This is a genomic window from Chryseobacterium daeguense DSM 19388 (assembly GCF_000430825.1).
Classification (GTDB): Bacteria; Bacteroidota; Bacteroidia; order Flavobacteriales; family Weeksellaceae; genus Chryseobacterium; species Chryseobacterium daeguense.
Window position 1 is genome coordinate 277,849 of the sequence record NZ_AUMT01000001.1, and the last position, 25,562, is coordinate 303,410.

A 25,562-nucleotide genomic window follows, 5' to 3' on the forward strand; every position below is an offset into this window, starting at 1 on the left:
ATATAAAAGACTTCAGAAATGAGGTCTTTTTTTATTTAGAAAATAATAAAATGTGTCAAAATATTATATAATTAAATTTAAAAAATATATTTTTGCGTCAAAATACAAACAAAGATGAAAAATTCACTTCTATCAACGTCGCTCGTTGCTGAGCATACTTTGTACAATACTTTAATTTACAATTCTTACAATATTTAATAAATAATTTTTTAACAATTATTAAGATTTCACTATTTTTGCTCAATTTTATAACCATGATGAAAATACTCTCTATCGGAGCATTGTCTATAGCTTCATTGTATTACGCACAAAGCTTTCCTGCGTCTGCAATTCCGGAAAACCTGAAAAAGAATGCCAACGCTGTCGTAAGGAAAGATCTTACAACAATTCAGATTAATAAAATTGATGATATTAAATATCAGTTTTATACTGTAACGACGGTCCTGAACAAAGATGGTGATTCTAATGCGCTCATTTATATTCCTTATGAAAAAGGTAATAGCATTTCAGATGTGAAAGTGACCATCTATGATGAATCAGGGAAAAAGATGAAATCATATTCAAAATCAGATTTTGGTGATTTCGCGAATAATAATCAGGGAACTTTTTATTCGGACAACAGGGTGATGGCTTTGTCTTACACGCCTACTCAGTACCCTTATACGGTGGAATTTTCTTACCAGATAGGTGATGAAAATACAATCTTTCTGCCAGATTTTATTCCGTTCAGATCTACCAATGTGGCGCTTGAAGAAGCCCAGATGAAAATTATCAATAAATCCGGAATTGAGCTTAAAACCAAAACATATCCTTCAAAGTACAATTATACTGCAGTTGCGGAGAGCGATAGCAATGGTGAAAAAACGTACACCTATAAAAATGTTCCGGCAATTGATGAAGCCTCTTTAGTTCCTGAGCCTGTAAAAATTTTACCAAAAGTAAGTTTTGCCTTAACGAAATTTAATCTGGAAGGAAAACAGGGCGAGCTTAATAATTGGCAGGATTTCGGATTGTGGTATTACAACAGTATTTTGCAGCCGGTTTCAGTTTCTACCCCTACGATTAAAGCAGAAGTTGCAGCTCTAAATTTACAGGGAACAACGGAAGAAAAAGTTAAAAAGCTTTATCAGCATATGCAGGCCAAAACACGTTATATTTTCGTGGCTTTGGGAATAGGCGGATGGCAGCCGATGCTCCCGGATGAGGTTCAGAAAAAAGGATATGGGGACTGTAAAGGTCTTACCAATTATATGAAAACCTTACTGGATGAAGCTGGGATTCCATCTTATTATTCGGTGGTCAATTCCGGGACGTCGCCGGTCTCATTTGATAAAGATTTCCCGAAAATGGGCGGGAACCATGTGATTTTGATGGTTCCTACGGAAAAAGGAAATATCTGGCTGGAAAACACTTCACAACAGGTGGCTTTCAATCATTTAAGTTATAGAACAACGGACAGGAATGTTCTTTCCATCAGAAAAAATGGAATTGAACTCATTGATACACCCACTTATCCTGCCGAACAGAACAAGGAAAAGCAGGTACTTAAGATTAAGCTTAACGAAGATAACAGCATTCTGGGAGAAGGAAACTTTTCCTATAGCGGAAGCCAGTATGACACTACCATGCCACTTGTTTCACTGTCTCCGAAAGAAAGAAATGAAGCGATGAGAAGCATGCTGAACATTCTTAATTTTGAAAAAGTAGAGCTGAAGAACCTGCTGAACGACAGAGATCATGCTATAACCAAGTATGATCTTGATTTTAAAGCCAACAATTATTCTAAAAATGCAGGCAGCAGTATGATTTTCAGGGCGGTACCTATTTATTCGGATAATGTTTATAAGACTGATGAAAACAGGGAACTGCCTTTTGAGCTGGGGCAGTCTTTTGAAGATGAATATGAAATTAATTTTACGCTTCCAAAAAATTATAAAATTGAGGAGTTACCGGAAAATGTTACCATTAATTCAGAGTTTGGAATGTATAAGCTGAACTTTGTGAAAAATGGTGAAGAGCTAAAGGTAAACAGAACGATCAGAATCAATAAAGGTCTTTATCCTAAAGAAAAATACAACGATTATATCAATTTCAGAAAAAAAACGATAAACATAGACAATTCAAAAATTTTAATATCTAAAATCTAAGCATGAAAAAAGTACTGATGATAGCTTTATGCTCAATGAATTTTATATTCATTGGGGCTCAAAAACATGAATTCCTGGAAACTCCAAAGTTCAATGATGCAGATTTATCAAAACAAAAATCTGCTCTTGATGAAAATGCTCCTGCGGAAATTTTATATAAATCATTGCATTTTAGTATTGATAATACTACAGGAAATCTGGTGAAAAAGGCTTTTTACAGGGTCAAAATTTATGATAAAGATAAAGCTGAAGACTGGCTGAATCTTGAAATTCCACTCTATCAGAGCAGTGGAAGTGATCAGGAATCTCTTTCAAAGATAAAGGCTTTTACTTATAACCTTGAAAATGGCGCTGCCGTTGCTACAAAGGTTGATAAAAGCTCAAAATATAAAAGTAAGGAAAGTAAATATGTTTCAATTACAAAATTTGCGTTTCCAAATGTGAAAAATGGTTCGATAATAGAATATCAGTATGAGGTTTTGTCGCCGTTTTTGTTTACTGTTCCTGAAATCTTAATAGAAACAGACACCCCTTCACTTTATACGGAATATGTTCTGGATACCCCTTCAAATATTGCTTATAACGTAAACTATACAGGTTCTTTGATTCCAAAATACAGAATGATGGAAGAGAAAATGATGTATGGGATGAATTACAAAACATACCGATTTGGATATGATAATGTAAAAGGCTTTAAAACTGAAAGATTCGTTAATAATGACAGAAATTACAGAACAAAAATAAGTGCGGAGCTTCATTCTACGAATTTTAGGGAACTTAAACTGTATTCTTCTTCCTGGGAGCAGATCAAACAGAGGCTCTATGATAATGAAGATTTCGGTGGAGAATTGAAAAAAACGAAGCTGGCAAAAGAAAATATGCCGGCTGCTATTTCCGGAATTTCAAATGAAACTGAAAAAGCCAATGCTATTTTTAATTACGTAAAAAACACATTCACATGGAATAAAGACCGTGGAATTTATGTAGAAGACGGAATCAAAAAAATGCTTGAAACCAAGACCGGGAACGCTGCAGAAATGAATCTTTTCCTGGTAATGATGCTTCGTGAAGCGGGAATTAAGGCAGATCCGCTTGTCATTTCCACAGTGAGCAACGGTTTGATCAATCTTGCTTCACCCAATGTTTCAAACATGAATTTCGTTATTGCTGCTATCCAGACTAAAGATGGCTTTCACCTTTATGATGCTACGGCAAAGCAGTCTTCAATGGACCAGCTTCCTCCGCGAGACTGGAACCAGTTCGGTATTTTAATAGCCAAAGAAAAAGTACAGCAATTATCGATGGTTAACGCAAAAACAAGCTACACTTATCTTACTGCCGAGGCCAAAATAAATGACGATGGAAGTATTTCCGGAACATATTCTGATAAGGATACAGGAACGTACGCCATGTTTGCAAAGGAGAATTATGATGATAATTCCGAAAAATATAAGAAGCAGTACAAGGAAAATTTTTCTATTGATTTTACAAATATTGATTCTAAAGTTCTTGAAAACGGAGATTTTGAAAGTACAATGAAGTTTTCTTCTGATAACCTTATTGATAAAGTCGGTAAGAAAATAATCATCAATCCGATGTTGTTTTTAAATAAAAACTCAAACGAATTTGATCAAACGGAAGAAAGAAAATACACCATTGATTTTACTTCGTCTTTCACAAGGGTGAAAAAGATTGTTCTTGAGATTCCTGACGGATACATCATTGAAGAGATGCCTAAAAACAAGAAAATCATAACCGACGATAAGGAGATAGAGTACAGCTATATTGCTGAGCAAAAAGGAAATAAGCTGGAAGTGGTTTCTACAACAAAAATCATGAGCCCGGATTATCCGAAAGAGTATTACCCTGCCTTCAAACAAATCTGGGGAGTGGCTTCCAAACAGGAAAATCAGGTAATAAGTCTCGTTAAAAAATAAGAAATAACAACAAAATTCAAATAATTCTGCAAACCATTCATTTTTTGAATGGTTTTTGCATATAAGAAAGAAAATCAAACTATGAAAAATACCATTGCTGCTATAGCACTTTCCACGTTTTTCTTTTTTTCTGCCTGCAAAAAATCTGAAAATACCAATATTGATACAACAAAAACGGCAACCACTCAACCTGAAAAATTTACAGTAGACTCTGTAAAAATGAATGATTCTATTAAGCTTGCTGATTCTTTAATGGTACAATATTCTTCTAAAATGCTGGTTTTTCCTTCCATTAAAGATAAAAAGCTATTGGATAGTATTTATTTTACGAATAAAAATATTCAGGATTTCTCGAAAAAAGGTATTCAGGCTTTGCTTGAAAAAAATAAAAATGAATATTTTAATACAGTTAAAAAGGACTCTAAAGACTGGCTTGCAGATATTAGATACGCTCAAAAGTGGTATTCTGATACCGGAATGAATATGAAATCGAACATCAATGATTATCTTCATATTGAGTATGCATGGGGTTCTTATGAAGGTGGAGCACATGATAATTATGGTTTTTCAGAAAGAGTTTTTGATCTTAAAAACAATAAAAAAGTTGAGTTAAAAGATATCACATCCATGCCTAAAAATGAGCTGGAAAAATTATTAATGAAAAACATCAATAAAGTAAACAGTGGAACCACTGATGGAAATGGGAATATCAACAATTCAGAAATGCTGCTGGTAGATAAAATCCCGGCAACGGATAATTTCTATTTTGATGAAAAAAATCTTTATTTCCATTACAGTCCATACGAAATCACGGCTTTTGCGGCGGGTGATATTACAATTCCTGTCTCATGGGAAGAGCTGAAGGGAAAATTAAATTCGGAATTTCAATCCAGGATGAAAATAAAATAATATTAAATTTTAAATAAATTCAGTTTTGTTTTTTTGCAAAAAAAATTAAACTTAAATAGAGGCGGCATAAACTTATTTTAATATTATTTTTAAAATAAGTTTATATTATTTAGTTGCTCATTTTCAGATGTTAATTTGTATTGTCTATGGAATATTTTTTGCTACTTTATTTAGTAAATTCCAAATGATGACAAAAACCACCACTTTCCTAGCAATGTCTTTACTGCTCATATTTTCTTCTTGTAAAGAAAATAAATCAAAACCAGTTGCAGGCCAGCAAGCTTCTGAACAAAATTCAGAAAATCTTAAAATTGATTCTTTGGAGTTCAAAGATTCTGCTCAGTTATTTTCAAATGTAAAAATAGACTATAAATCAAAAGTTTTACTTTTTCCGGACTGGAAAGGAAAAAAAATGCTTGACAGTATTTATTTTAAATATAAGGGATTGAAAGATTTTTCCAGAGAAGAGCTTCAGAAAGCGATGGAGAATGAGAAAAATATGTATTATGCTGATCTGAAGAAACAGAATGAAGAAGATAAAAGCATGCCCGAAAGCCTATGGATGGCAGATTCTAAAATGAAGATTAAGTCTAATGAAAATGGCTTTCTTCACATGGAATACAGTATGGAATCCAATAATGGAGGCCCATACAGCAATGAAGTTTTCCAGGATAAAGTTTTTGACCTTAAGAATGATAAAAAAGTTGAGCTCTCAGATATTACTTCTTTAGCAAAAACCGATATAGAAAAGTTATTAAAACAAAATGCAGCAAAGATAACCTTTAAAAATGAAGGTTCTGAAAAACCGATCATATTATCAGAGGAACTGTATGATACAAATAGTAAACTTACTTTAAATAATTTTTATTTCGACCAAAAAAATCTGTATTTCCATTACAGCCCGGGAGAAGTGGCCATACACGCTCTGGGAAATATAGTAATCCCCATTTCTTGGGAAGAGCTTAAAGGAAAGCTGAATCCTGAGTTTCAAAACAGGATGAAATAAAATAATAAGACTATCATTTAAAATCAATAAATTAAACAACAAATGAAAAACTACTTAAAAGGCACCATATTTTCAGGCCTGCTTTTACTGTCTTTTGCGTGCAATAAAAAAGAAAATCACCAGAGCAAGCAGCAAAATAATACAACAGAAAACTTCAGAGTTGATTCCCTTTCATTGAGCGATTCTAAGAAAGTATTTGATTCTGTTACCGTTGATTATTATTCAAGGCTGTTGGTTTTTCCTGATCTGAAGGATAAAACGTTGCTTGACAGCATTTATTTTGATAAAAAAGGACTTGCTGATTTTTCTGCAAAGGGACTGACGGATAATTTTACAAAAGAAACTAAAGCATACTATGATTTTGTAAATAAAAACCGCAAAAATGCTGATATTCATTATAAGCAGACATGGGAATATGCTTCAGATATGAAGATGAAATCTTATGAAAACGGATATCTTCATATTCAGTATTATAAAAAAGAAACCGAAGGGAAAACCCGTGGAACAGCTGATTACACTGAAAAAGTTTTTGATATTCAAAATAATAAAAAAGTAGAGTTAACTGATATTACCACGGCTTCAAAGGAAAAACTGTCTACAATCCTGCAGGAAAATTTCGATAAAAATGATAAGAAAATAAAGTTTGCAGATCTTACAGTAAAGAAAATTGTGCCTAACAATAATTTTTATTTTGATAAGAATAATTTATATTTTCATTATAATATGAATGTCTTCATGCCGGGTTATCCGATGGGGGATATTGTGGTTGCTGTATCCTGGGATAAACTGGAAGGTCAGATTAATCCTGCTTTTAAAGAAAGAATGAAAATTAACTAATATTAATGCTTCCAATTCAGGAAGCATTTTTTATTTTTGCAGCAATGGAAAAAGTAGCTTTTATCATCAATCCTTTTTCGGCCAAAAAAAACTATCAGCCTTTTCTTAATGAGCTGAAAGCAAAGGTCAAAGATCCTTTATATTATATTTCGGAATCAATATTTGGAACGGATGATTTTATCCAGAAACATTTTCACGAGGTAGATTTTTTTGTAGCGATAGGGGGAGACGGAACTATCTCAACGGTAGCGCGTAATATTATCAACACAGATAAAATCCTCGCTATATTTCCGGCTGGTTCGGGAAACGGATTCTCCAACGAAACGCAGTTCAGCAAAAACCTGGATGAGCTTTTGGAAAAGCTTCAGGAAAAAAAATCCCGTAAGATTGATACTTTTACAGTGAATGACAGGCTTTCCATTAATGTTTCAGGAACGGGATTTGACGGGAAAGTGGTTAAAGAATTTGAAAAAACAAATCGGGGCTTTAAAAATTATATCAAAGTATCCTTAAAAACCTTTTTCAGCTATAAACCGATTAAAGTTAAATTCTTAAAGGAAGAATACAAACAGTACAACGGAAAATACCTTATGGTGAATATCGCAAATACGCGTCAGTTTGGTAACAATGCCTATATTGCTCCCAATGCAAGTAAAAGCGACGGTCTCGTGGATATGGTTTTGGTTAAAAAATTTCCACTGACTTATTCACCTCTTTTTGCTTTCAGGATGTTTACAAAAAAGCTTAAGGATGATGATTACATCACTTATCTTCCGGTTTCCGAAATTGAATTTAAGGTTAATACCAAAAACTGGCATCTGGATGGTGAATTCAACAAAATAAAATCTCCTATTCATGTAAAAGTACAGCCTTCAAGCTTGAATATTTTGATATAAGCCTAAGAAATTTTATCTGGATTGATTATTTTAAAATCTGATATATTATACACAGTAATAGATGCTTCGACTCCGCTCAGCATGATAACTCTAATACTAATTATTTTATTTAACAATAAGTAGCAACGTCATGCTGAGCGGAGTCGAAGCATCTATTAAAGAATATCAATTAATTTTAAAATTAAATTTCCAATTTCTTTTCCACGTCATGTGGATGATCCAAAGAATATTTCAATTGAGTTTTATCCAGTTGTTTTTCCCAGTTCGCCACAACTACGGTTGCTACAGAATTTCCAATTACATTCGTTAAGGCACGACATTCACTCATAAACTTATCAATTCCTAAAATAAGGGTCATTCCTGCAATCGGAATTTCAGGAACTACGGCAAGCGTGGCAGCCAATGTTACAAAGCCGGCTCCGGTAACTCCGGCAGCACCTTTAGAACTCAACATCGCCACTAGAAGCAGCATGATCTGCTTTTCAATGGGAAGATGAATATTTAAAGCCTGGGCAATAAATAGTGAAGCCAGTGTCATATAAATATTGGTCCCGTCCAGGTTGAAAGAATATCCGGTAGGTACCACTAATCCTACAATTGCCCTCGAGCATCCTGCCTTTTCAAGCTTCTCCATGATTCCCGGAAGTGCAGATTCTGATGAGCTTGTTCCCAACACCAGAAGCAGTTCTTCTTTAAGGTAGTACATAAGTTTGAATATGTTAAAACCATTGTACCATGCTACAGCTCCCAAAATAATGACTACAAAAAGAGCAGAAGTAATATAGAAGGTCCCGACAAGAAATATCAGGTTTAACACCGAATGCAGTCCATATTTTCCAATAGTAAAAGCCATCGCACCGAATGCTCCGATAGGTGCAAGCTTCATCAGCATATGGACAATTTTAAAAACAGGTGCCGAAAGATCCTGTAAAAAATTGGTTATTTTGTGGCTTTTTTCTTTTGTTAAAACCAGCGCAACCCCCATCAAAATAGCAACTAACAGCACCTGGAGGATATTTTCGCCTACCAGTGGACTAAACAGAGTTTCCGGGATAATATTCATGATGAAACCTGTGAGTGTGGTTTCATGGGCTTTTTGCTGATATTGCGAGACATCGCCTGAAAGAGTAGCGGGGTCAATATTCAAACCATGTCCTGGCTGTAAAAGATTACCCACAACTAAACCGATGATCAAGGCTAATGTTGAAAATGTAATAAAGTAAATCATTGCTTTTACCGCAATTCTGCCTACTTTTTTAAGATCTGTCATGTGAGCAATTCCCAACGTGAGTGTAATGAAAATCACCGGAGCGATAATCATCTTTACAAGTTTGATGAATCCATCACCCAAAGGCTTCATTTTTTCACCCAATTCCGGATAAAATCTTCCTAAGAGTATTCCCGCAATAATTGCGACAATTACCTGAAAATAAAGTTGCTGGTAAAATTTTTTTGATTTCAATGAAATTATTTTTGAAGGGCGAAAATTAAGAAAATTTGCTTTAAAATATGATAAAAGTCATGAAAAGTTTCGGCGGGGCTGAAAGCCCCGCCGAAACTAAAGTATTTAATTCAAGAAAATTCAAGTTTTCTGAAACCTTGAAGGTTTAAAAAAATTACTCCACAGCTACAGAATCATCACCTCGTCCATCAGCAACTGCATGTATGGTTCCGTTATCATCAATAAGAATCATTTCCGTTCGTCCTATCTGGTTCCATCTTTCGGCTTTGTAGCCCAGCTTTTCCAGGTCTTTAATGGTGGTTTCAGGGAAGTTTTTTTCAAAAGCCACTACTTCAGGAAGCCATTGATGGTGAAATTTTGGAGCATTAACGGAAATATTGGCGTTTAGTTTAAAATCAATTACATCTACAATCGACTGATAAACCGAAGTAGGAATAGTAGTTCCACCCGGTGTTCCAACCACCATATAAGGCTTTCCGTTTTTAAGAACAATGGTAGGAGTCATTGATGAAAGCATTCTTTTGTTAGGCTTAATGGAGTTAGCTTCACCGCCCACTGCTCCGAACATATTTGGGACACCTGGTTTTATGGAGAAATCATCCATCTCGTTATTCAAAAAGAAGCCGGCTCCGGAAACTACCACTTTACTGCCATATAAACCGTTAAGGGTTGTGGTTACCGCGGCTGCATTTCCTTCCTTATCAATTACAGAAATATGCGTTGTCTGGGTTGATTCTTTAGGCTGCTTAATTATTTTTCCGACTTCAGAACTTGGAGTGGCTTTATTAAAGCTGAAACTTTTCCATCTGTTTTTTAAATAATCATCAGAAATTAAATAAGAGGTTTTATCCTGAATAAAATCTGGGTCACCCATATATTCAGCTCTGTCGGCGAATGCTCGTCTTTCTGCCTCTACCATGATCTGGACGGCCTTTGTAGAGTTTTGCTGGTATTTTTCTAAATTTTCATAGCTTGCCATTTTCAGCATTTGGGCAAGTAGAATTCCACCACTTGAAGGCAATGGCATAGAAACTACATTGCTACCTTTATAATTGAATTCCAGCGCTTTTCTTTCTGCTACCTTATAGTTTTTTAAATCTTCCAAAGTAATAATCCCGTTTCCTTTTTTCATTTCCGAAACCAGAAGCTCGGCTGTTTTCCCTTCATAAAATCCTTTTAAACCAGATTTTTGGATTAATTTTAATGTTTCGGCTAATTCTTTCTGAACTAAAATATCTCCTGCTTTCCAGGGAACACTTTTAATAAAAACAATGGGCGATGAATTATGTTTCTGGAAATATTCTTTGCTGGAATTTAAAAGTTCAGCTTCCTGATCAGTAATCGCAAATCCTTTTTCGGCAAGATCAATCGCAGGTTGAATCAATTGATTCATAGGAAGTTTACAATATTTGAGCGTGGCAAAAAATCCTGCTACACTTCCGGGAACTCCTACTGCCAGTCTGCCGTTTTGAGAAAGATCTGTATTGGCTTTCCCTGTTTTATCAACATACATATCGTGAGTTGCCTTTTGAGGAGCAGTTTCTCTGTAATCTATCGCGAATTTTTCGCCGTTATTTTTCACTCCAACTAAGAAACCGCCGCCACCGATGTTTCCGGCCTGAGGATAAACTACCGCTAATGCATATTGTGTTGCAACAATTGCATCATACGCATTACCACCCATTTTCAGAACTTTTGCTCCGGCCTCACTGGCAAGGGGATGGGCGGAAACTACAACGCCCTTATTTTTTACCTTGACATCCTTTACGATATTGATATCTGTGTATTGCGCTGAAATAGTGCTGCTAAAGAGGATTAGCGAGAAAATAATCTTTTTCATTTGTAATTTTTATTGCCGAATTTACAATTTTGTTTTAAGATAGGGTCTAAAATATTTATTTTTGCTTTTGATCAACTAATAAAATCTAAAAATGGAATCCTATACGGAAAAAATACTAATTACAGGTGCATTAGGACAAATAGGCACCGAACTTACAAACAGGCTTGTTGAGATCCACGGAGATAACGTGGTGGCTTCCGGGCTGGACAGATGGCAGCAGGGGATTACTGCTGCAGGTCACTACGAAAGAATGGATGTTACCAACACCCAATTGGTAAGACAGGTCATTAAAGATTATGAAATCACTACTGTCTATCATTTGGCTTCATTATTGTCCGGTACATCAGAAAAGCAGCCGATTTTTGCCTGGAAATTAAACCTTGAGCCACTGCTTCATTTTTGTGAAATGGCAAAAGAAGGGTTGATTAAAAAGATTTTCTGGCCAAGCTCTATTGCAGTTTTTGGAAAAGGAATTCCAAAGGAAAATGTGGAGCAGGATGTAGTTTTGAATCCTACCACCGTTTACGGAATTTCAAAAATGGCAGGTGAAAAGTGGTGCGAATATTACTTCGACAAGCATGGAGTAGACGTAAGAAGTATCAGATATCCGGGACTGATTTCATGGAAAACTCCTGCAGGAGGAGGGACTACGGATTATGCTGTTGAGATTTTTTACGAAGCTATTGAGCAGGGAAAATATACAAGCTTTATCTCCGAAAATACAGGAATGCCGATGCTTTATATGGATGATGCAATTAATGCAACATTGAAATTAATGGAAGCTCCAAAAGAAAGTTTAACAGTTCGTTCATCATATAATCTGGGTGGAATGTCTTTCACTCCAAAGGAACTTGCAGAGGAAATCAAAAAAGAAATTCCTGGTTTTGAGATTGATTATAAACCGGATTTCAGACAGGCAATTGCAGATTCATGGCCGGCTTCCATTGACGATTCTGTAGCTAAAAAAGATTGGGGATTATCTTACGATTTCGGTATTTCGGAAATGACAAAGGACATGATCAAAAATTTAAAAGTAAAATTGAATAAAAATTAATTGCTTAAAGTAATAGTTTAAATAAAATATATTTTAACATCTGATTATCAGTTGTTTTTAAAGTTTAAATAAAATTAAGTTTAAATGATATTATTAACCTTCAACATCTTGAATCTTGAAGCTGAACCAAAAAACAGCAATGCAATTTCTGAAGAAGAGAGGTTGAAAATTACAGTTGATAATACCAAAGCTATTCTTAGAATTTTAGATATTCATGATACTAAAGCAAGTTTTTTTGTTGAAATCTCTTTGTCAAAAAAACTGGAATACTTACTAAAAGCAATTTCATCCAAAGGGCATGAAATTGCTTTTTACAATAAAAACTCCAGCCTTACGGAAATAGAAGAAGCAAAGAAAAATATTCAGGAATCTTTGGAAAAACAGGTTCGTGGCATTCGTCAGAAAGATTTTAAGCAGCCTCAGGAAAGTTTAAAGCTGCTGGAATTTAATTATGTTTCCAATATCGACAACGCCAATATTCTGTTTCCTTTCAAACGTCTGAAAAGGGATACTGAAATCATCGAAGAGGATGGATTAAGTATTGTTCCGGAAAGTATTTCGCCTTACAGCCAGCTGCCGTATAATGATTTTGTATTTCAGATTTTACCGACGAAGTATTACCAGAGCATGGTTTTTGAAACCCTCAAAAACGACGATTTTGTTTTGATTTATTTGAGTTCCTGGCAGTTTACAGATTTTACTACCCATAAGTTTGGAATTCCTTTTTACCGGAAGATCAATTCGGGCAAAAAAATGGAGGACAAATTAGATGCCCTCCTTACCTGGATCAACGAGAAAGAAATGGCTACTTCCCGTATGAAAGATTATATTTTTTAAATAGGTTGCAGATATTAGGTTTTAGGATTTAGTAAAAACTTTAAACTTTAAATTCTGAACCTTGAACATTTATGCCAGTTCAAAAAGCGTAATTTCCGGCAGTACCCCGACTCTTCCGGGATATCCCAAAACTCCGAAACCTCTGTTTACATACAGCATTTTTCCTTCGCTTTCATATAAATCCGCCCATTTTGGGTAACGGTACTGAACGGGAGACCATTTTACATTTTTAAGATCCAAACCAAACTGCATTCCATGTGTGTGACCGGAAAGTGTCAGATGAACGTCTGCCGGGTGTTTTTTCACCACGTAATCGAAATGGGTTGGATCATGGCTCATTAAAATTTTTGTGGCGGATTCTGGTACGTCTTTTAAAGCATCGTCCAGTCTTCCAAATTGTGGAAAAGGCTTTAAACCCCAGTTTTCAACACCAAGAATGTATATTTTTTCGCCGTTCTTTTCGATAATTCTGTGCTCATTTCGAAGCATATCGAATCCGGCTTGTTTTTCATAGTCTATCAGCGTGTCAAGGTTTTTCTTTTTTGCTTCTAATGAAGTCCAAGTTACATAATCACCATAATCGTGGTTTCCAAGGACTGCAAATTTCCCGTCTTTTGCCTTAATTTTAGAAAATAAAGGAATAAAAGGCTTGAACTCATCTGCGACATTGTTCACCATATCTCCCGTAAAAAGAACCAGATCGGGATTCTGTTCATTGATTAATTCAATGGCGTGTTCTAATTTGCCGGGATCAGAAAAACTTCCGCTGTGAACATCTGAAATCTGTATAATTTTGTATCCTTTAAAGCTTTTCGGAAGATTTTTAAAGTTGATTCTCACTCTTCTTACGGTATGGCGGTATTTTCCAAATGTAATCCCGTCAATGAAAAGAGCAGACAGCACACCTCCCAGTCCTAACCCTACAAGGCTTAAAAACTTTCTTCTTTCCGGGAAAAAGTTTTCTGTAGGTCTCGCCAATCCTACCAGATAGGTTCCGGTCCTAAAAATATCATCAATCAATAAAAATAAAACAATAAAAACTTTCGGTAAGATGAAAATAAGGAATACGGAAATCATGATCTGCATTCTCATTGTACTTCTGTCAGATTTCTGAAAGTGGGTAATTTCGTAAGCGAAAAGCCCGTAAACGGCAAGTGTGACCGCCCAGTATCCCAGTCTTATCCAGAAATTATCGGTTAAAGTTCTTATTGCCTGATAGATATAAACTTCAAGGAATAAAAAAATTGCTGCAATTATTAAAAAATTTCTTTGCATAGTCAAGTTTAAAAAAAGCACAAAGAATAGTTTCCCTGTGCTTTTTATATTTTAAATTAAATATTATTAAGGAAATCTGTAAACGATAGCATTGATGTTCATTCCGGCACCTACCGAAGTCATCACAACGTTACCTTTTTCTTTAAACGATTGACCCTCCATTTTTCCTTTAATTATTAAATCATACATGGTAGGAATAGTTGCTACGGAAGAGTTCCCGAAATCCTGAATCGTCATTGGCGAGATAGAGTGGTCATAATCTTTAACATCATAAAGCTTATGAAGTCTTTCGATCATGGCGTAATCCATTTTAGCATTGGCCTGGTGAATTAAGATTTTGTCGATATCCTTAATAGAAAGTCCTGCATCTTCAATAGTTTCTTTAATGGCAGCAGGAACGTTTTTAAGCGCATACTCATAGATTTTTCTTCCCTGCATTCTTACAAATAAACGCGTCTGGTCAGAATCTTTATTGATGGATGGTCCGTTGGCAAGATAATCCAGTTCTATACCATTGTCGCAGATGGTATTATGGGCAATAATTCCAACATTTTCTTCATCGGTAGCTTTTACAACAACAGCTCCGGCTCCGTCTGCAAAGATCATTCTGTTTCTGTCAGATGGATCTGTTACTCTGCTTAATGTTTCTCCTCCGATTACTAATATCGTTTTAGCTGATCCTGCTTTTATTAAAGTATCTGCTAAAATCATTGCTTCTACCCAGCCAGGGCATCCGAAAAGCATATCGTAAGTTACACATTTTCTGTTTCTTATCCCCAGTTTATTCTTTACTCTGGCAGCCATAGTCGGCATAAAATCAGCGTATCCGTGTACGGTAACTTCCCCGAAATTACTTGCGTAGATAATATAATCAAGTTCTTCCTGATCTATTTTTGCGTCTGCAATAGCAATTTTTGCAGCTTCATAACCGATTTGTGAGTTAGAAAGATCATCTTCAATAAACCTTCTGTTCTCTATTTCTGTGATTTCTACAAATTTTGCAATTGTTTCTTCAGCAGGCTTGTCAATCTTTACTCCGTCTTCTGAATAAAACTCTGAATCTAGGAAAAAGTCTCTCCCGATAATTCTGTTGGGAAGGTAAGATCCAGAACCAATAATGATCGTATTCGGCATTCGTTTATATGATTTTTTTTAAAGATGCAAAGTTAATAATTAATATTAATAACGGAGAATTAAAAATATTATTAAATTTGCAAAAATTGTACTTTACAATCTTATGAAAAACAATCCGTCCTTAAAAGGCTTACTTATTGCATCTGTGGCGTTTATCGTTGCCTTTGGGATCTACTTTCTTTTTTTAGCCAAAAAAAACTATTATGTAGTAGATAATCCTACTCCCAATACATTTTACTATAAAATAAATAACGGATCCGAAGGAACCATCGCCGGTGGTCAGACTGTGCAGGTGAATTTAAATAAAGGAAAAAATTCTATCAAAGTTTTTGACCAGAGTAAAAAATTAATCTATGATTCTGCATTTGAAGTTAATAAAATTCGTGGATTGATTAATATTGCCCATCAGGATTATTATATCAATGATCAATATTATGGCTATAATCTTAAAAAAGATTCATTACTTTTGACCCTTGATAAAACAATGATCGACGGGAAAGCGTATTACGGAGGTGCAAAACACTTCAACAGGCTGTTTACAGATGATTTTTATTACAATGTGGATGAAGATTACGATAAAGTAATTAAAAATATCCAGAAAGTGGAATCCCGTTCTAAGATTTTCAGAAAGCAGGATTACCTTAATTATTATAAAGAATATTACAAGTTTTAAGTTTTGACAAAAGATATAACCAAAATTACGCCCTACAATTCTGAGGCTACCAAGAAGAGCCAGGTAGAGGATATGTTCGACAATATTGCACCGAAATATGATCTTCTGAATCATGTTTTATCCATGAAAATAGATGTTTTGTGGAGGAATACTTTGGTGAAATGGATGAAAAATGATAATCCGCAGGAAGTGCTGGATGTGGCTACAGGAACGGGAGATCTGGCTATTACCATTGAAAAGGGAACCGGCTCAAAGGTAATTGGTTTGGATTTATCGCAACAAATGTTAAATGTTGGCGTTATTAAAATAAAAAAACTTAAATTAGACGGCAAAATTTCCATGCAAAAAGGGGATGCAGAAAATTTACCTTTCGAGGACAATAGATTCGATGCTGTTTCCGTTGCATTTGGAGTAAGGAATTTTGAAAACCTTACCAAAGGTTTGGCAGAATTAAGAAGAGTAGTTAAGGATAACAAGAGTGTTTACATACTGGAGTTTTCAAAGGTTGAGGGTTTTTTGGCGCCATTTTATATGTTTTATTTCAAAAATATATTACCTGCCATCGGCAGACTGGTTTCCAAAGATAATAGGGCATACACATACCTTCCGGATTCTGTAAATGCTTTTCCTTTCGGGGAAAAGATGAGACAAATTCTTTTAGAAACAGGATTTAAAAAAGTTGAATATAAAAAACTAAGTTTAGGTATAGCCACAATTTATAAAGCAACAAAGTAACCTATGAATAAATTTTTATTAAAAGCACTGGTTTTAGCCTCAGTAAATATTGCGATTTTTGCGGATGCGCAATTCAGAACCCGAAACAGAATGGATAAGTTGGAAGACTTTGACGAGCAGAAATTCAGCTGGGGTTTTTACTTGAATGGCAACAGACTAGACTACCGTATCGTTTTGAATCCAAGATATGGGATGAATAATAATCAGAATCTTGTTACATCTAAAGAAAGCTACAGCTTCGGTGCCGGATTAATCGCAAAATGGAGACTGAATGATTTTTTAGATTTAAGATTAGAACCAGGGTTACAATTTGGGCAGAGACAATTGACTTTCAATACGCAGTCAAATGACCAGTATGCGGCAGGTACTTTGACAAACGATCCTTTTACCCCGATAACATTACAGGAAAATGACAGAGTAAGAGAGATCAAAACTACTTTGGTGGATGTTCCTGTATTATTGGAATTCCACGGAAACAGATGGTATAACTCAAGACCGTATGTTGCGGCTGGTGTGAACTATATCGTAAACCTTCAGTCTAACTCAGATTCTTCGGATGATAACAGACAGCAGATCTTCAGATCTACCACGCACAACTTTGCATGGTCTGCGGAAATGGGTATTCAGTTTTACTTTAATAAGTTTAAGCTGACTCCGGCTGTAAGAGGGACTTTCATTATGAACAACGAGATTGTGGCGGATAACGCAACTACACCTCCTTACTGGACGGCAGCAATGTCTACATTGCAGACAAGAGCAATATTTTTCGTTCTTAAATTTGAATAAAAAATCAAAATTAAATAAAACAAGGAGATGCATTTTGTGTCTCCTTTTTTGTTTCCCATTAAAATATAGGGCTTTTTATTTTTGTTAGTATTAATATTTTGTTATTTTTGCTAATAGTTAGAATATACAAACCTGAAATGCTTCAAGATTTAGAAAACAATTTTTCAGAATTAGAGAAAAAGATTTTACTGTTACAAAAGAATTATAAAAATCTTACTGAAAAATTCTCAGAATTAAATATGGAGCACGAAGAACTGAAGAAGAAATATGATGAGGAAAGAAAAAAAAATCAGGTATTAGCAGAAGAACAAAAAAATATAAAACTTTATTCAGCAATATCAGGAAACCCTGAGCACAACAGATTGATGAAGAATCACATCAACAGATTGGTAAAGGAAATTGATTTCTGTATTGCCCAGCTTCAAAACAGTGGATTATAATGGAGGTAAGAAGAATAACCATCAACATTGCAGGAAGGGTATATCCGCTGAACGTACCGGCAGCAGAGGAGGAAACTCTGCGTAAAGTAGGGAAGCAAATAGAAAATATGATTAAAGATTTTGAACAGAATTTCGATGTGAGAGACAAACAGGATGCTTTGGCCATGTGTGCCCTGAAACTGGGAACCAATGCCGAAGTGGTGTCTGCGAACTACGAAAAGACAATACATTCTACCAACGAGAGATTAGCAAGTATCAATCAATCGTTGAATGAAATTGGGAAATAGATTTTTTTCCCACAAAACTGCCTACAATAATTCTAACACATTAAAGGTAAACTCAACGCTAAACAATTACCGAACAAATGTCCATTGAATGGCGTGCCGGTTCTCCGGATTACAGACAGTGGAAATCAGTTCAAATCGTGTTGATTAGGAGTTTACTCTCAATCTCTGAATTGTTGTAGGCTTTTTTATTGATATAAAGACAATTAAAACTAAATATAAATTATGACAACAGCCATTATAGTCGGCGTTATTTGTTTAGTAATCGGTGCGGTTGTAGGGATGTTTTTCTCTAGAAGCTCACTTAATACTAAAGCAAAGTTTATTATAGATGATGCAAAGAAAAATGCCGAAAACCTTATAGAAAAAGCTAATGTACAAGCCGAATCCATAAAGAAAGAAAAAAACCTTCAGGCTAAAGAAAAATTCCTGGAGCTGAAATCCCAGCATGATGCAGATATTCAGTCTCGTGAAAAGAAAATGCAGGAGGTAGAGAAAAGAATAAAAGACAAAGAGCATAAGCTGAATGATGAGCTTAGCAAAGCCGGAAAGCTTGAAAAAGACCTGGACAAGCAGATTGCAGACTACGCCAAGAAAAACGAAATTCTTGAGAGAAAACAACAAGAGCTGGAAGTAGCAACTGCGAAAAAAGTAGAAATCCTTGAAAAAATTGCTAATTACACTGCAGAGGAAGCGAAAGCAGAATTGGTAGAAACCATGAAAGCGGAAGCAAAAACAAGAGCTCAGGCGCACGTTCAGAGCATTATGGAAGAAGCTCAGCTTAATGCTAAAAGTGAAGCAAGAAAGATTGTTATCCAGACCATTCAGAGAATCGGGACGGAGCAGGCGATCGAAAACTCAGTATCAGTATTTAACATTGAATCTGATGAAGTAAAAGGTAGAATTATCGGTAGAGAAGGTAGAAATATCCGTGCGTTGGAAGCGGTTACAGGTGTAGAAATCATTGTAGATGATACTCCGGAAGCTATTCTTCTTTCGTGCTTCGATCCGGTAAGAAGAGAGATTGCAAGATTATCACTACACAGATTGGTTACGGACGGTAGAATTCACCCGGCAAGAATCGAAGAAGTTGTAGAAAAAACAAGAAAACAGATCGAAGAGGAAATCATTGAGGTTGGAAAAAGAACGATCATTGATTTAGGAATCCACGGATTACACCCGGAACTGATCAAAATCGTAGGTAGAATGAAATACCGTTCATCTTACGGGCAGAATCTATTACAGCACTCCAGAGAGGTAGCAAATATCGCTGCAACAATGGCTGCTGAATTAGGCTTGAATGTAAAACTGGCAAAAAGAGCAGGTTTACTTCACGATATAGGTAAAGTTCCTGAGCAGGAATCTGAACTTCCTCACGCTTTATTAGGTATGCAGTGGGCTGAAAAATATGGTGAAAATGCAGAGGTTGTAAATGCAATCGGAGCCCACCACGACGAGGTAGAAATGACTTCATTATTGTCACCGATCATTCAGGTTGCGGATGCGATTTCCGGAGCAAGACCGGGGGCCAGAAGACAGGTTCTGGAATCTTATATCCAAAGATTAAAAGACCTTGAATCTGCAGCATTAAGCTTTGACGGTGTTTCATCGGCGTATGCTATCCAGGCGGGTAGAGAATTGAGAGTAATGGTAGAAAGCGGAAAAGTAAATGATGAAGTAGCTTCTCAGTTATCTTACGACATCTCTGAAAAGATCCAGAATGAATTAACATATCCTGGTCAGGTAAAAGTAACGGTAATCAGAGAAACGAGAGCCGTGAATATTGCGAGATAATATTTAAAAAATATATTTTATTAAAACCTTTCAAGAAATTGGAAGGTTTTTTTATATAGGATATTATTTTGAATCTGACCAAAATAATAAAAGTTCTCAATTGAGAACTTTTATTATTTTTTAATTTGAGACTTTAAATCTCTAATTTCTTCCTCTAGTTTTTCTATATATTTCCTTTGAATTTCAATAAAAAAATCTGGAACATTAGAATAATTGATATTACTGCCAGAATGATCATGGAAAGTAGAATTTTCAAACTGGAAAGAAAGTCTGGTTTCTTCATTTTTAATATCTTCTAAAGGAACATCTAAAACTTTTGCAAGTTTTTCCCACTCGTAGTCAAAGATTTTCACTTCACCTCTTTCCTTTCTTGAATAGTTAGAAGTGTCTGTACCTAAAGTTTTTGCCATTGTTTCTTGGGATATACCTTTTTGTTTTCTTAAGCTTTTTAATCTTTCCTGAACCATCATCCTAGTTTTGTACAAGTATGCAAAATATGTACACATTCTGCAAAAAAATACAAAAAAAATGCAAATTTTATTTCCCTATTATTAGATTTTTATTTATAGTTTTGGAACGAAATTAAAACAAGTAGCGTATCCGAAAAGCTAAAATAGAGTAGGAAAATTAGAAAATTTATGATGAAAAAAATTATTTTAGCATTATGTTTATTTATAATGCCAATTACAATGACTTTCGCAAACACAGTGTCATTGAAAAATTTCGAAAAAGAAACTAAACTAGATCCACAGGTAGATGAATTTTTCAAAACTGAAAGTTATTCTAAAATTTCAAAACAGTTCAACATCTCAAAACAAAATTTCGATTTAAAAAATATTGAAATTTTTAAAATAACAGATAAGTCGAACATGATTCGTATTAAAGTTCAAAATGAGAATAGAGTTGATTTTATTACCCTTATGCCAAATAATACAGTTGTACTTTACGAAAAAACACTTTTAAATGAAGAAGGAAATGGAGTAATTCAACAATTTGACGAAAATGGAATACTTATTGCAAATTTTGATGTTAGAAAACAGTTGGAAACTTTTACTGTAAAGTTAACGTATGTAAATAATACAAATGCTTTTGATAGTCAAGTAGAATGTATAAATAAAACCTATGATGTAATTAAAAGTACCTGTGATAAAGACGCGACATGTACAATGTCATGTAATATTGCCCCCAATTGTGCAGTTGTTATGTATGGAGTTGCTGTTGCTCATTGTGCTGCTACTGGAAATACTCCCCCTAAAAAAGCTTTGAGTACGTTAAGTGCATCAGTTAATTAAAATAGATGAAATGAATTTCCAATTTATATTATTATTACTAGGCTACTCATTAATAATTATTAGTTTTTGTTTAGCAATTATTAAAATAAGTAAGCTAAAATCTAATGAGAGGCTTGTGTGGCATTTACTAGTTTGCTTTTTCCCAATATTTGGGACATTGATATTTTTTGCTGTGCATTTAAATAGACGAACAAACTAATGAATAAAATTTTAAAGATTCTTATTTGCATAGGATTGATTTTTAATTCTTTAGTTTTTTCACAAGACTTATCTGTTATTTATAAGTTTAAAAAAGGAGGAGGAACTATAGCGAATTATCAATTGGATATTTTTAAAGACCATAGTGTGTTTTATTCTCCTGATTACTGCTTTAAAGATGATAGCGCTAAATCATATTTAGCACTATATAAAAAAAATATAAAGCCTGATATAATTACATTATTAGATAAAGCAGACAATACAAATATTTATACACAAAGACCAAATTTATTAAATTGGAAAATTCTTACAGAAAACAAAGTTATTGCAGGCTACAATGTGCAAAAAGCTGAAGTTTTTTATAAAGGTGAAAAATGGATTGCTTGGTTTGCTAATAATATACCATTTCAGGAAGGAGCTTTTGTATTTAAAGGTTTACCAGGATTAATCTTAAATATTGAAAATGAAAATTATAGTTTTGAATTAGCAGAAATAAATAAAGGCAAAACGCATTGTGAGGTAAAAATTGAAGATAGAAAAGAAATATCTTATGATAAATATGAAAATCTTTTTAAAAATGTATCCACTAAAAGTAGTAATCTTCTTGAAAATATTTCAAATTTAAATCTAGATTTAGAAGTAGATTTTAAATCCAGTAGTGAGAAAATAAACGCAGTAAATATTTTAAGGGAAATTCTATAAAAGTATTGTTTAAATATATTTTATTAAAAACCTTTCAAGAAATTGGAAGGTTTTTCTATTTTTATAAAAATTTAAAATCCACAAATGGAAGAACTTTCTCTGTCATCAAAACTAAAACACATTTTCTCAATTCCTGTAATTATTGCTGCTTTAGGGTACTTTGTAGATATTTATGATTTACTCTTATTCGGTATTGTAAGAATTCCGAGCTTAAAAGATCTGGGTTTGAATCCGGATGTAGACGGAACTTTTATCCTCAATTGCCAGATGGTCGGTTTATTAATTGGCGGGGTTTTCTGGGGTGTTTTTGGAGACAAGAAAGGAAGATTATCAGTATTATTCGGATCTATTCTGGTCTATTCATTAGCGAATATTGCCTGCGGGTTTTTGCCTTATTTTCCGAAAGAGCATTTGGTGTATCAATATGCAGCTTTAAGGTTTATCGCTGGTATTGGACTTGCCGGAGAGCTCGGAGCGGGAATTACCCTTGTTTCTGAAAGCTTACCGAAGAATTTGCGGGCTATCGGAACTTCCGTTGTTGCCGGTTTCGGATTGATGGGTGCAGTTGTAGCTCAGCTGACGGTAGAATTAGCCGGAGGTTGGAATGTCTCTTACATCATCGGAGGGATTTTAGGTATCTTACTTTTGTTTTTAAGGATAAGTGTCTCAGAATCCGGTATTTATAAAAATATTGAAACTCAATCTGTTTCTAAAGGTAATTTTCTTTCCTTTTTTACCGATAAAGACCGTCTTACCAGATATTTAAAATGTATTGCTGTAGGTTTGCCGACTTGGTATTGCATTGGAATACTGGCTGTTTTGGCAAACCAGTTCGCCCCTGAAATGGGAATTGAAAGCATCAGCCCCGGAAAGGCAATTATGTGGGCTTACGTAGGGATTTCTGTGGGAGATTTTACGAGCGGTTTCATTTCACACCTGTTAAAGTCCCGTAAAATGGCTATTTTCTATATGCTTGTTTTTACCATCATTGGAGTTGCCATTATGCTTTTCGGAAATACAAATACCGAAACCAAATATTATATTTTCTGCGTCTGGCTTGGTCTGGGAACGGGGTATTGGGCCATGTTTGTAACGCTGGCTGCGGAACAGTTTGGAACTAATATCCGGAATACGGCAACCACTACGGTTCCCAATATGGTACGTGGGCTGGTTCCTGTTATGATTTTTGGTTTTGATTTTTTTAAGACAGATTTTTCAGTGATTGTAAGTGCTGCATTGGTAGGAGCCATCGTGTTTGGACTTGCTTTTTACTCTGCCTTAACCATTTCTGAAACCCACAACAAGGATCTGGAATTTACAGAATAATTACAAGTGTTTAAGAAATATTTAAGCTTCATTTCCGTTTAATAGAATAGTAAGTATAATGAGATAAAGAAATTGTAAAATTTACTATAAAATTATGCTTCGAATAATTAATATTTGTTTAACTTTGAAATGTAACTAAAATTATATTTAACCAAAAATCCAAAATCACATGCAAAACAACATTTTGAAAAACGCTAAGAAGCTTAGAAAAGACGATCTTAAAAATATCACAGGAGGTATAGGAGGCGGCGGATCATTGGGTACTCCGGATCTGTCTCTTTGCGGGTGCAGCTGTACCGGTGCCGTTACAGGACCGAAATACTGCTCTACATATATCGCTTGCCCACAAGTAATTACTTGTTAGTCAAAGAAATTATTTCAATTTAGAAATAAACATTTCCACATTTAATACGCAAAAGCCTTTTGGATTCCAGAAGGTTTTTGTAGTTTAATACTATTCGATTTGAGGAAAGAGTATTGTAAAAAACTTTACAGTACAGAAATTCCCTCCTCTGGAGGGGTGGCGAAAATTTGGAAGAATTTTTGACGGGGTGGTGAAAAATTGAACATCAAAATTTCTACAAATCTGAAAAACTCCTGTCATTAAGATGCTCAAACCGGCTGTTCTTTGCTTCTCCAATCTTTTGTTTCGTATAGATGCTGTTATTCCCGGAAAATAAATAAGCCACAACACAGGCTATCGCTGCATAAATTCCACATTCTGCCCCGAATAACTCTATCCCCATCAGCATACAGGCAAGAGGCGTATTCGTAGCACCAGCGAAAACTGCGACAAATCCCATTCCTGCCAGTAATCCCGTCGGAAGTGGAATAAAAAGTGATAATCCGCTTCCCAAAGTCGCCCCGATGAAAAATAAAGGCGTCACTTCCCCTCCCTTAAAACCTGCAGAAAGTGTGATGATGGTAAAAATCATTTTTAAAGCAAAATCGTATAACGGAAGCTGAGTCTCGAAAGATTCAATAATTGTTGGGATTCCCAGTCCGATATATCTGGTAGATCCCATTGCAAAAACTGCGGCGGCAACCAGAAGTCCGCCTAAAACCTGGCGAAATGGAGGATATTTAATTTTTGATTTAAAAAAAGAGCTTGTCTTATGAATTGATTTGCTGAATGCGGCAGCACAGATTCCGAAAATAATTCCCGCTAAAATGCTGTATAGAATGGGCAGAAATTCAAGTTTTGGAATAAAATCAATATGATAATGGGTATGTTTTACATTCCAGAGATTCGTCATCAAATCTGCGAGAATTGCTGATGCAAATGCAGGAAAAATAGCATTGTAACGGATTTTCCCGATCAGGAAAACTTCAATGGCAAAAACTGCTCCGGCCAAAGGAGTCCCGAAAACCGAGCCGAAACCTGCAGCAATCGCTGAAATGATTAAAATTTTTCTTTCATTTGGATTAAGCTTAAATGGTTTTGTAAACTGGTCGGCAATAGCTCCTGCCATTTGAAGAGCTGTTCCCTCACGGCCTGCAGAACCTCCAAATAAATGCGTAATAACAGTTCCCAGATAGACAAAAGGTGCCATTTTAAAAGGAATAATACTTTTTGGATGATGAATGTTCTCAAGCAACAAATTATTGCCGGCTTCAACATCTTTTCCGTAATAATGATATATAAGTCCCACTAATAAGCCCGCAAACGGTAAAAAAGCAATAATCCAGATATGATTTTCCCTGAAATGAGTGGCCCATTCCAAAGACATCAGGAATCCGGCAGAAGCTGTTCCGGCTAAAGCACCAATAATAATACTTATGCAAAACCATTTTAAAATATAAGGTAGTGCAGGATATTTTCTGAAAAAAATACTGGTATGAAGTGATATTCTGCGATTCAAAGTCCGTTGATGTTTAGACATAATTTCCCTGATTAATTATTGTTAATAATCTGTAAATCAGGCGTCATCAGCCCCGTTTGAAACGAGGCGGTTGGGTAAGGAAGAGCACCATTTCCTTTTATACTGCTGCAAATAT

The 25,562-nt window shown here is 35.0% G+C and carries 24 protein-coding genes and 1 riboswitch; of the genes, 18 read left to right on the plus strand and 6 right to left on the minus strand.

The features are described from left to right. Positions 1 to 254: 254 nt before the first annotated feature. The 6 genes from H560_RS0101380 to H560_RS0101405 all read left to right on the plus strand — a co-directional run bounded on the left by H560_RS0101380 (position 255) and on the right by H560_RS0101405 (position 7,732). A complete protein-coding gene (locus H560_RS0101380; protein WP_027378377.1) occupies positions 255 to 2,147 on the plus strand; it encodes a DUF3857 domain-containing protein in 1,893 nt (630 codons plus the stop codon). Between the two features lie 2 nt (positions 2,148 to 2,149). Further along, entirely contained in the window at positions 2,150 to 4,084 is a 1,935-nt protein-coding gene (locus H560_RS0101385) for a transglutaminase-like domain-containing protein (RefSeq protein WP_027378378.1), read from the plus strand. Between the two features lie 81 nt (positions 4,085 to 4,165). Next, positions 4,166 to 4,993, plus strand: coding sequence for an RsiV family protein (locus H560_RS0101390; RefSeq protein ID WP_027378379.1), 828 nt, complete (start codon positions 4,166 to 4,168; stop codon positions 4,991 to 4,993). A gap of 184 nt (positions 4,994 to 5,177) precedes the next feature. Continuing rightward, on the plus strand, positions 5,178 to 5,999 hold the full coding sequence (locus tag H560_RS0101395) for an RsiV family protein (protein ID WP_162143842.1): 822 nt from the start codon (positions 5,178 to 5,180) through the stop codon (positions 5,997 to 5,999). 42 nt (positions 6,000 to 6,041) lie between these two features. Next, entirely contained in the window at positions 6,042 to 6,836 is a 795-nt protein-coding gene (locus tag H560_RS0101400) for an RsiV family protein (RefSeq protein ID WP_027378381.1), read from the plus strand. Between the two features lie 5 nt (positions 6,837 to 6,841). Further along, on the plus strand, positions 6,842 to 7,732 hold the full coding sequence (locus tag H560_RS0101405) for a diacylglycerol/lipid kinase family protein (RefSeq protein ID WP_394330251.1): 891 nt from the start codon (positions 6,842 to 6,844) through the stop codon (positions 7,730 to 7,732). A gap of 181 nt (positions 7,733 to 7,913) precedes the next feature. Here H560_RS0101405 and H560_RS0101410 read toward each other — a convergent pair whose 3' ends face one another. Further along, positions 7,914 to 9,194, minus strand: a complete 1,281-nt coding sequence (locus H560_RS0101410; RefSeq protein ID WP_027378383.1) for a dicarboxylate/amino acid:cation symporter — start codon at positions 9,192 to 9,194, stop codon at positions 7,914 to 7,916. Positions 9,195 to 9,348: 154 nt separating this feature from the next. After that, a complete protein-coding gene (gene ggt, locus H560_RS0101420; protein ID WP_027378384.1) occupies positions 9,349 to 11,034 on the minus strand; it encodes a gamma-glutamyltransferase in 1,686 nt (561 codons plus the stop codon). Positions 11,035 to 11,125: 91 nt separating this feature from the next. Between ggt and H560_RS0101425 the strand changes: the two genes are divergently transcribed. Beyond that, complete coding sequence (locus H560_RS0101425) at positions 11,126 to 12,088, plus strand: NAD-dependent epimerase/dehydratase family protein (RefSeq protein WP_027378385.1); 963 nt, start codon at positions 11,126 to 11,128, stop codon at positions 12,086 to 12,088. An 84-nt stretch (positions 12,089 to 12,172) separates the two neighbouring features. Then, positions 12,173 to 12,925, plus strand: a complete 753-nt coding sequence (locus tag H560_RS0101430; protein WP_027378386.1) for a polysaccharide deacetylase family protein — start codon at positions 12,173 to 12,175, stop codon at positions 12,923 to 12,925. Positions 12,926 to 12,994: 69 nt separating this feature from the next. Here the strand turns inward: H560_RS0101430 and H560_RS0101435 are convergent, their stop codons facing one another. Together H560_RS0101435 and H560_RS0101440 are read right to left on the minus strand one after the other, a co-directional pair. After that, a complete protein-coding gene (locus tag H560_RS0101435; protein WP_027378387.1) occupies positions 12,995 to 14,200 on the minus strand; it encodes a metallophosphoesterase in 1,206 nt (401 codons plus the stop codon). Positions 14,201 to 14,266: 66 nt separating this feature from the next. After that, positions 14,267 to 15,334: a 3-oxoacyl-ACP synthase III family protein gene (locus H560_RS0101440; RefSeq protein ID WP_027378388.1), complete on the minus strand. Its 1,068-nt coding sequence runs from the start codon at positions 15,332 to 15,334 to the stop codon at positions 14,267 to 14,269. Positions 15,335 to 15,437: 103 nt separating this feature from the next. On the opposite strand from H560_RS0101440, the gene H560_RS0101445 reads away from it, so the two are divergent. The 6 genes from H560_RS0101445 to rny all read left to right on the plus strand — a co-directional run bounded on the left by H560_RS0101445 (position 15,438) and on the right by rny (position 20,046). Continuing rightward, positions 15,438 to 16,007 (plus strand): hypothetical protein, encoded by a 570-nt coding sequence (locus H560_RS0101445; RefSeq protein ID WP_027378389.1) that lies wholly within the window; start codon positions 15,438 to 15,440, stop codon positions 16,005 to 16,007. Between the two features lie 3 nt (positions 16,008 to 16,010). Next, a complete protein-coding gene (gene ubiE, locus H560_RS0101450; RefSeq protein ID WP_027378390.1) occupies positions 16,011 to 16,742 on the plus strand; it encodes a bifunctional demethylmenaquinone methyltransferase/2-methoxy-6-polyprenyl-1,4-benzoquinol methylase UbiE in 732 nt (243 codons plus the stop codon). Positions 16,743 to 16,745: 3 nt separating this feature from the next. Further along, positions 16,746 to 17,528 carry a type IX secretion/gliding motility protein PorT/SprT gene (gene porT, locus H560_RS0101455; RefSeq protein WP_034752040.1) on the plus strand — a complete coding sequence of 261 codons (783 nt, stop codon included), beginning with the start codon at positions 16,746 to 16,748 and terminating at the stop codon, positions 17,526 to 17,528. A 137-nt stretch (positions 17,529 to 17,665) separates the two neighbouring features. Further along, positions 17,666 to 17,968: a hypothetical protein gene (locus tag H560_RS0101460; RefSeq protein WP_027378392.1), complete on the plus strand. Its 303-nt coding sequence runs from the start codon at positions 17,666 to 17,668 to the stop codon at positions 17,966 to 17,968. After that, complete coding sequence (locus H560_RS0101465) at positions 17,968 to 18,255, plus strand: cell division protein ZapA (protein ID WP_027378393.1); 288 nt, start codon at positions 17,968 to 17,970, stop codon at positions 18,253 to 18,255. The genes H560_RS0101460 and H560_RS0101465 overlap by 1 nt, the downstream gene beginning before the upstream one ends. A gap of 222 nt (positions 18,256 to 18,477) precedes the next feature. Continuing rightward, a complete protein-coding gene (gene rny, locus H560_RS0101470; RefSeq protein ID WP_027378394.1) occupies positions 18,478 to 20,046 on the plus strand; it encodes a ribonuclease Y in 1,569 nt (522 codons plus the stop codon). 113 nt (positions 20,047 to 20,159) lie between these two features. Here the strand turns inward: rny and H560_RS0101475 are convergent, their stop codons facing one another. Next, positions 20,160 to 20,516: a helix-turn-helix transcriptional regulator gene (locus H560_RS0101475; RefSeq protein ID WP_228372398.1), complete on the minus strand. Its 357-nt coding sequence runs from the start codon at positions 20,514 to 20,516 to the stop codon at positions 20,160 to 20,162. Between the two features lie 168 nt (positions 20,517 to 20,684). Here H560_RS0101475 and H560_RS0101480 point away from each other — a divergent pair, with 168 nt between their 5' ends. The 4 genes from H560_RS0101480 (at position 20,685) to H560_RS0101495 (ending at position 23,928) form a co-directional block, all read left to right on the plus strand. Next, positions 20,685 to 21,338, plus strand: coding sequence for a hypothetical protein (locus tag H560_RS0101480; protein ID WP_155844932.1), 654 nt, complete (start codon positions 20,685 to 20,687; stop codon positions 21,336 to 21,338). Positions 21,339 to 21,536: 198 nt separating this feature from the next. After that, positions 21,537 to 22,238 (plus strand): GLPGLI family protein, encoded by a 702-nt coding sequence (locus H560_RS22215; RefSeq protein WP_027378397.1) that lies wholly within the window; start codon positions 21,537 to 21,539, stop codon positions 22,236 to 22,238. An 84-nt stretch (positions 22,239 to 22,322) separates the two neighbouring features. Beyond that, complete coding sequence (locus tag H560_RS0101490) at positions 22,323 to 23,564, plus strand: MFS transporter (protein WP_027378398.1); 1,242 nt, start codon at positions 22,323 to 22,325, stop codon at positions 23,562 to 23,564. Between the two features lie 169 nt (positions 23,565 to 23,733). Continuing rightward, entirely contained in the window at positions 23,734 to 23,928 is a 195-nt protein-coding gene (locus H560_RS0101495) for a hypothetical protein (RefSeq protein WP_027378399.1), read from the plus strand. 214 nt (positions 23,929 to 24,142) lie between these two features. On the opposite strand, the gene H560_RS0101500 is transcribed toward H560_RS0101495, so the two are convergent. Next, a complete protein-coding gene (locus tag H560_RS0101500) occupies positions 24,143 to 25,447 on the minus strand; it encodes a voltage-gated chloride channel family protein (RefSeq protein WP_027378400.1) in 1,305 nt (434 codons plus the stop codon). Positions 25,448 to 25,477: 30 nt separating this feature from the next. Beyond that, positions 25,478 to 25,551, minus strand: a riboswitch (Fluoride riboswitch). Between the last annotated feature and the right edge of the window lie 11 nt (positions 25,552 to 25,562).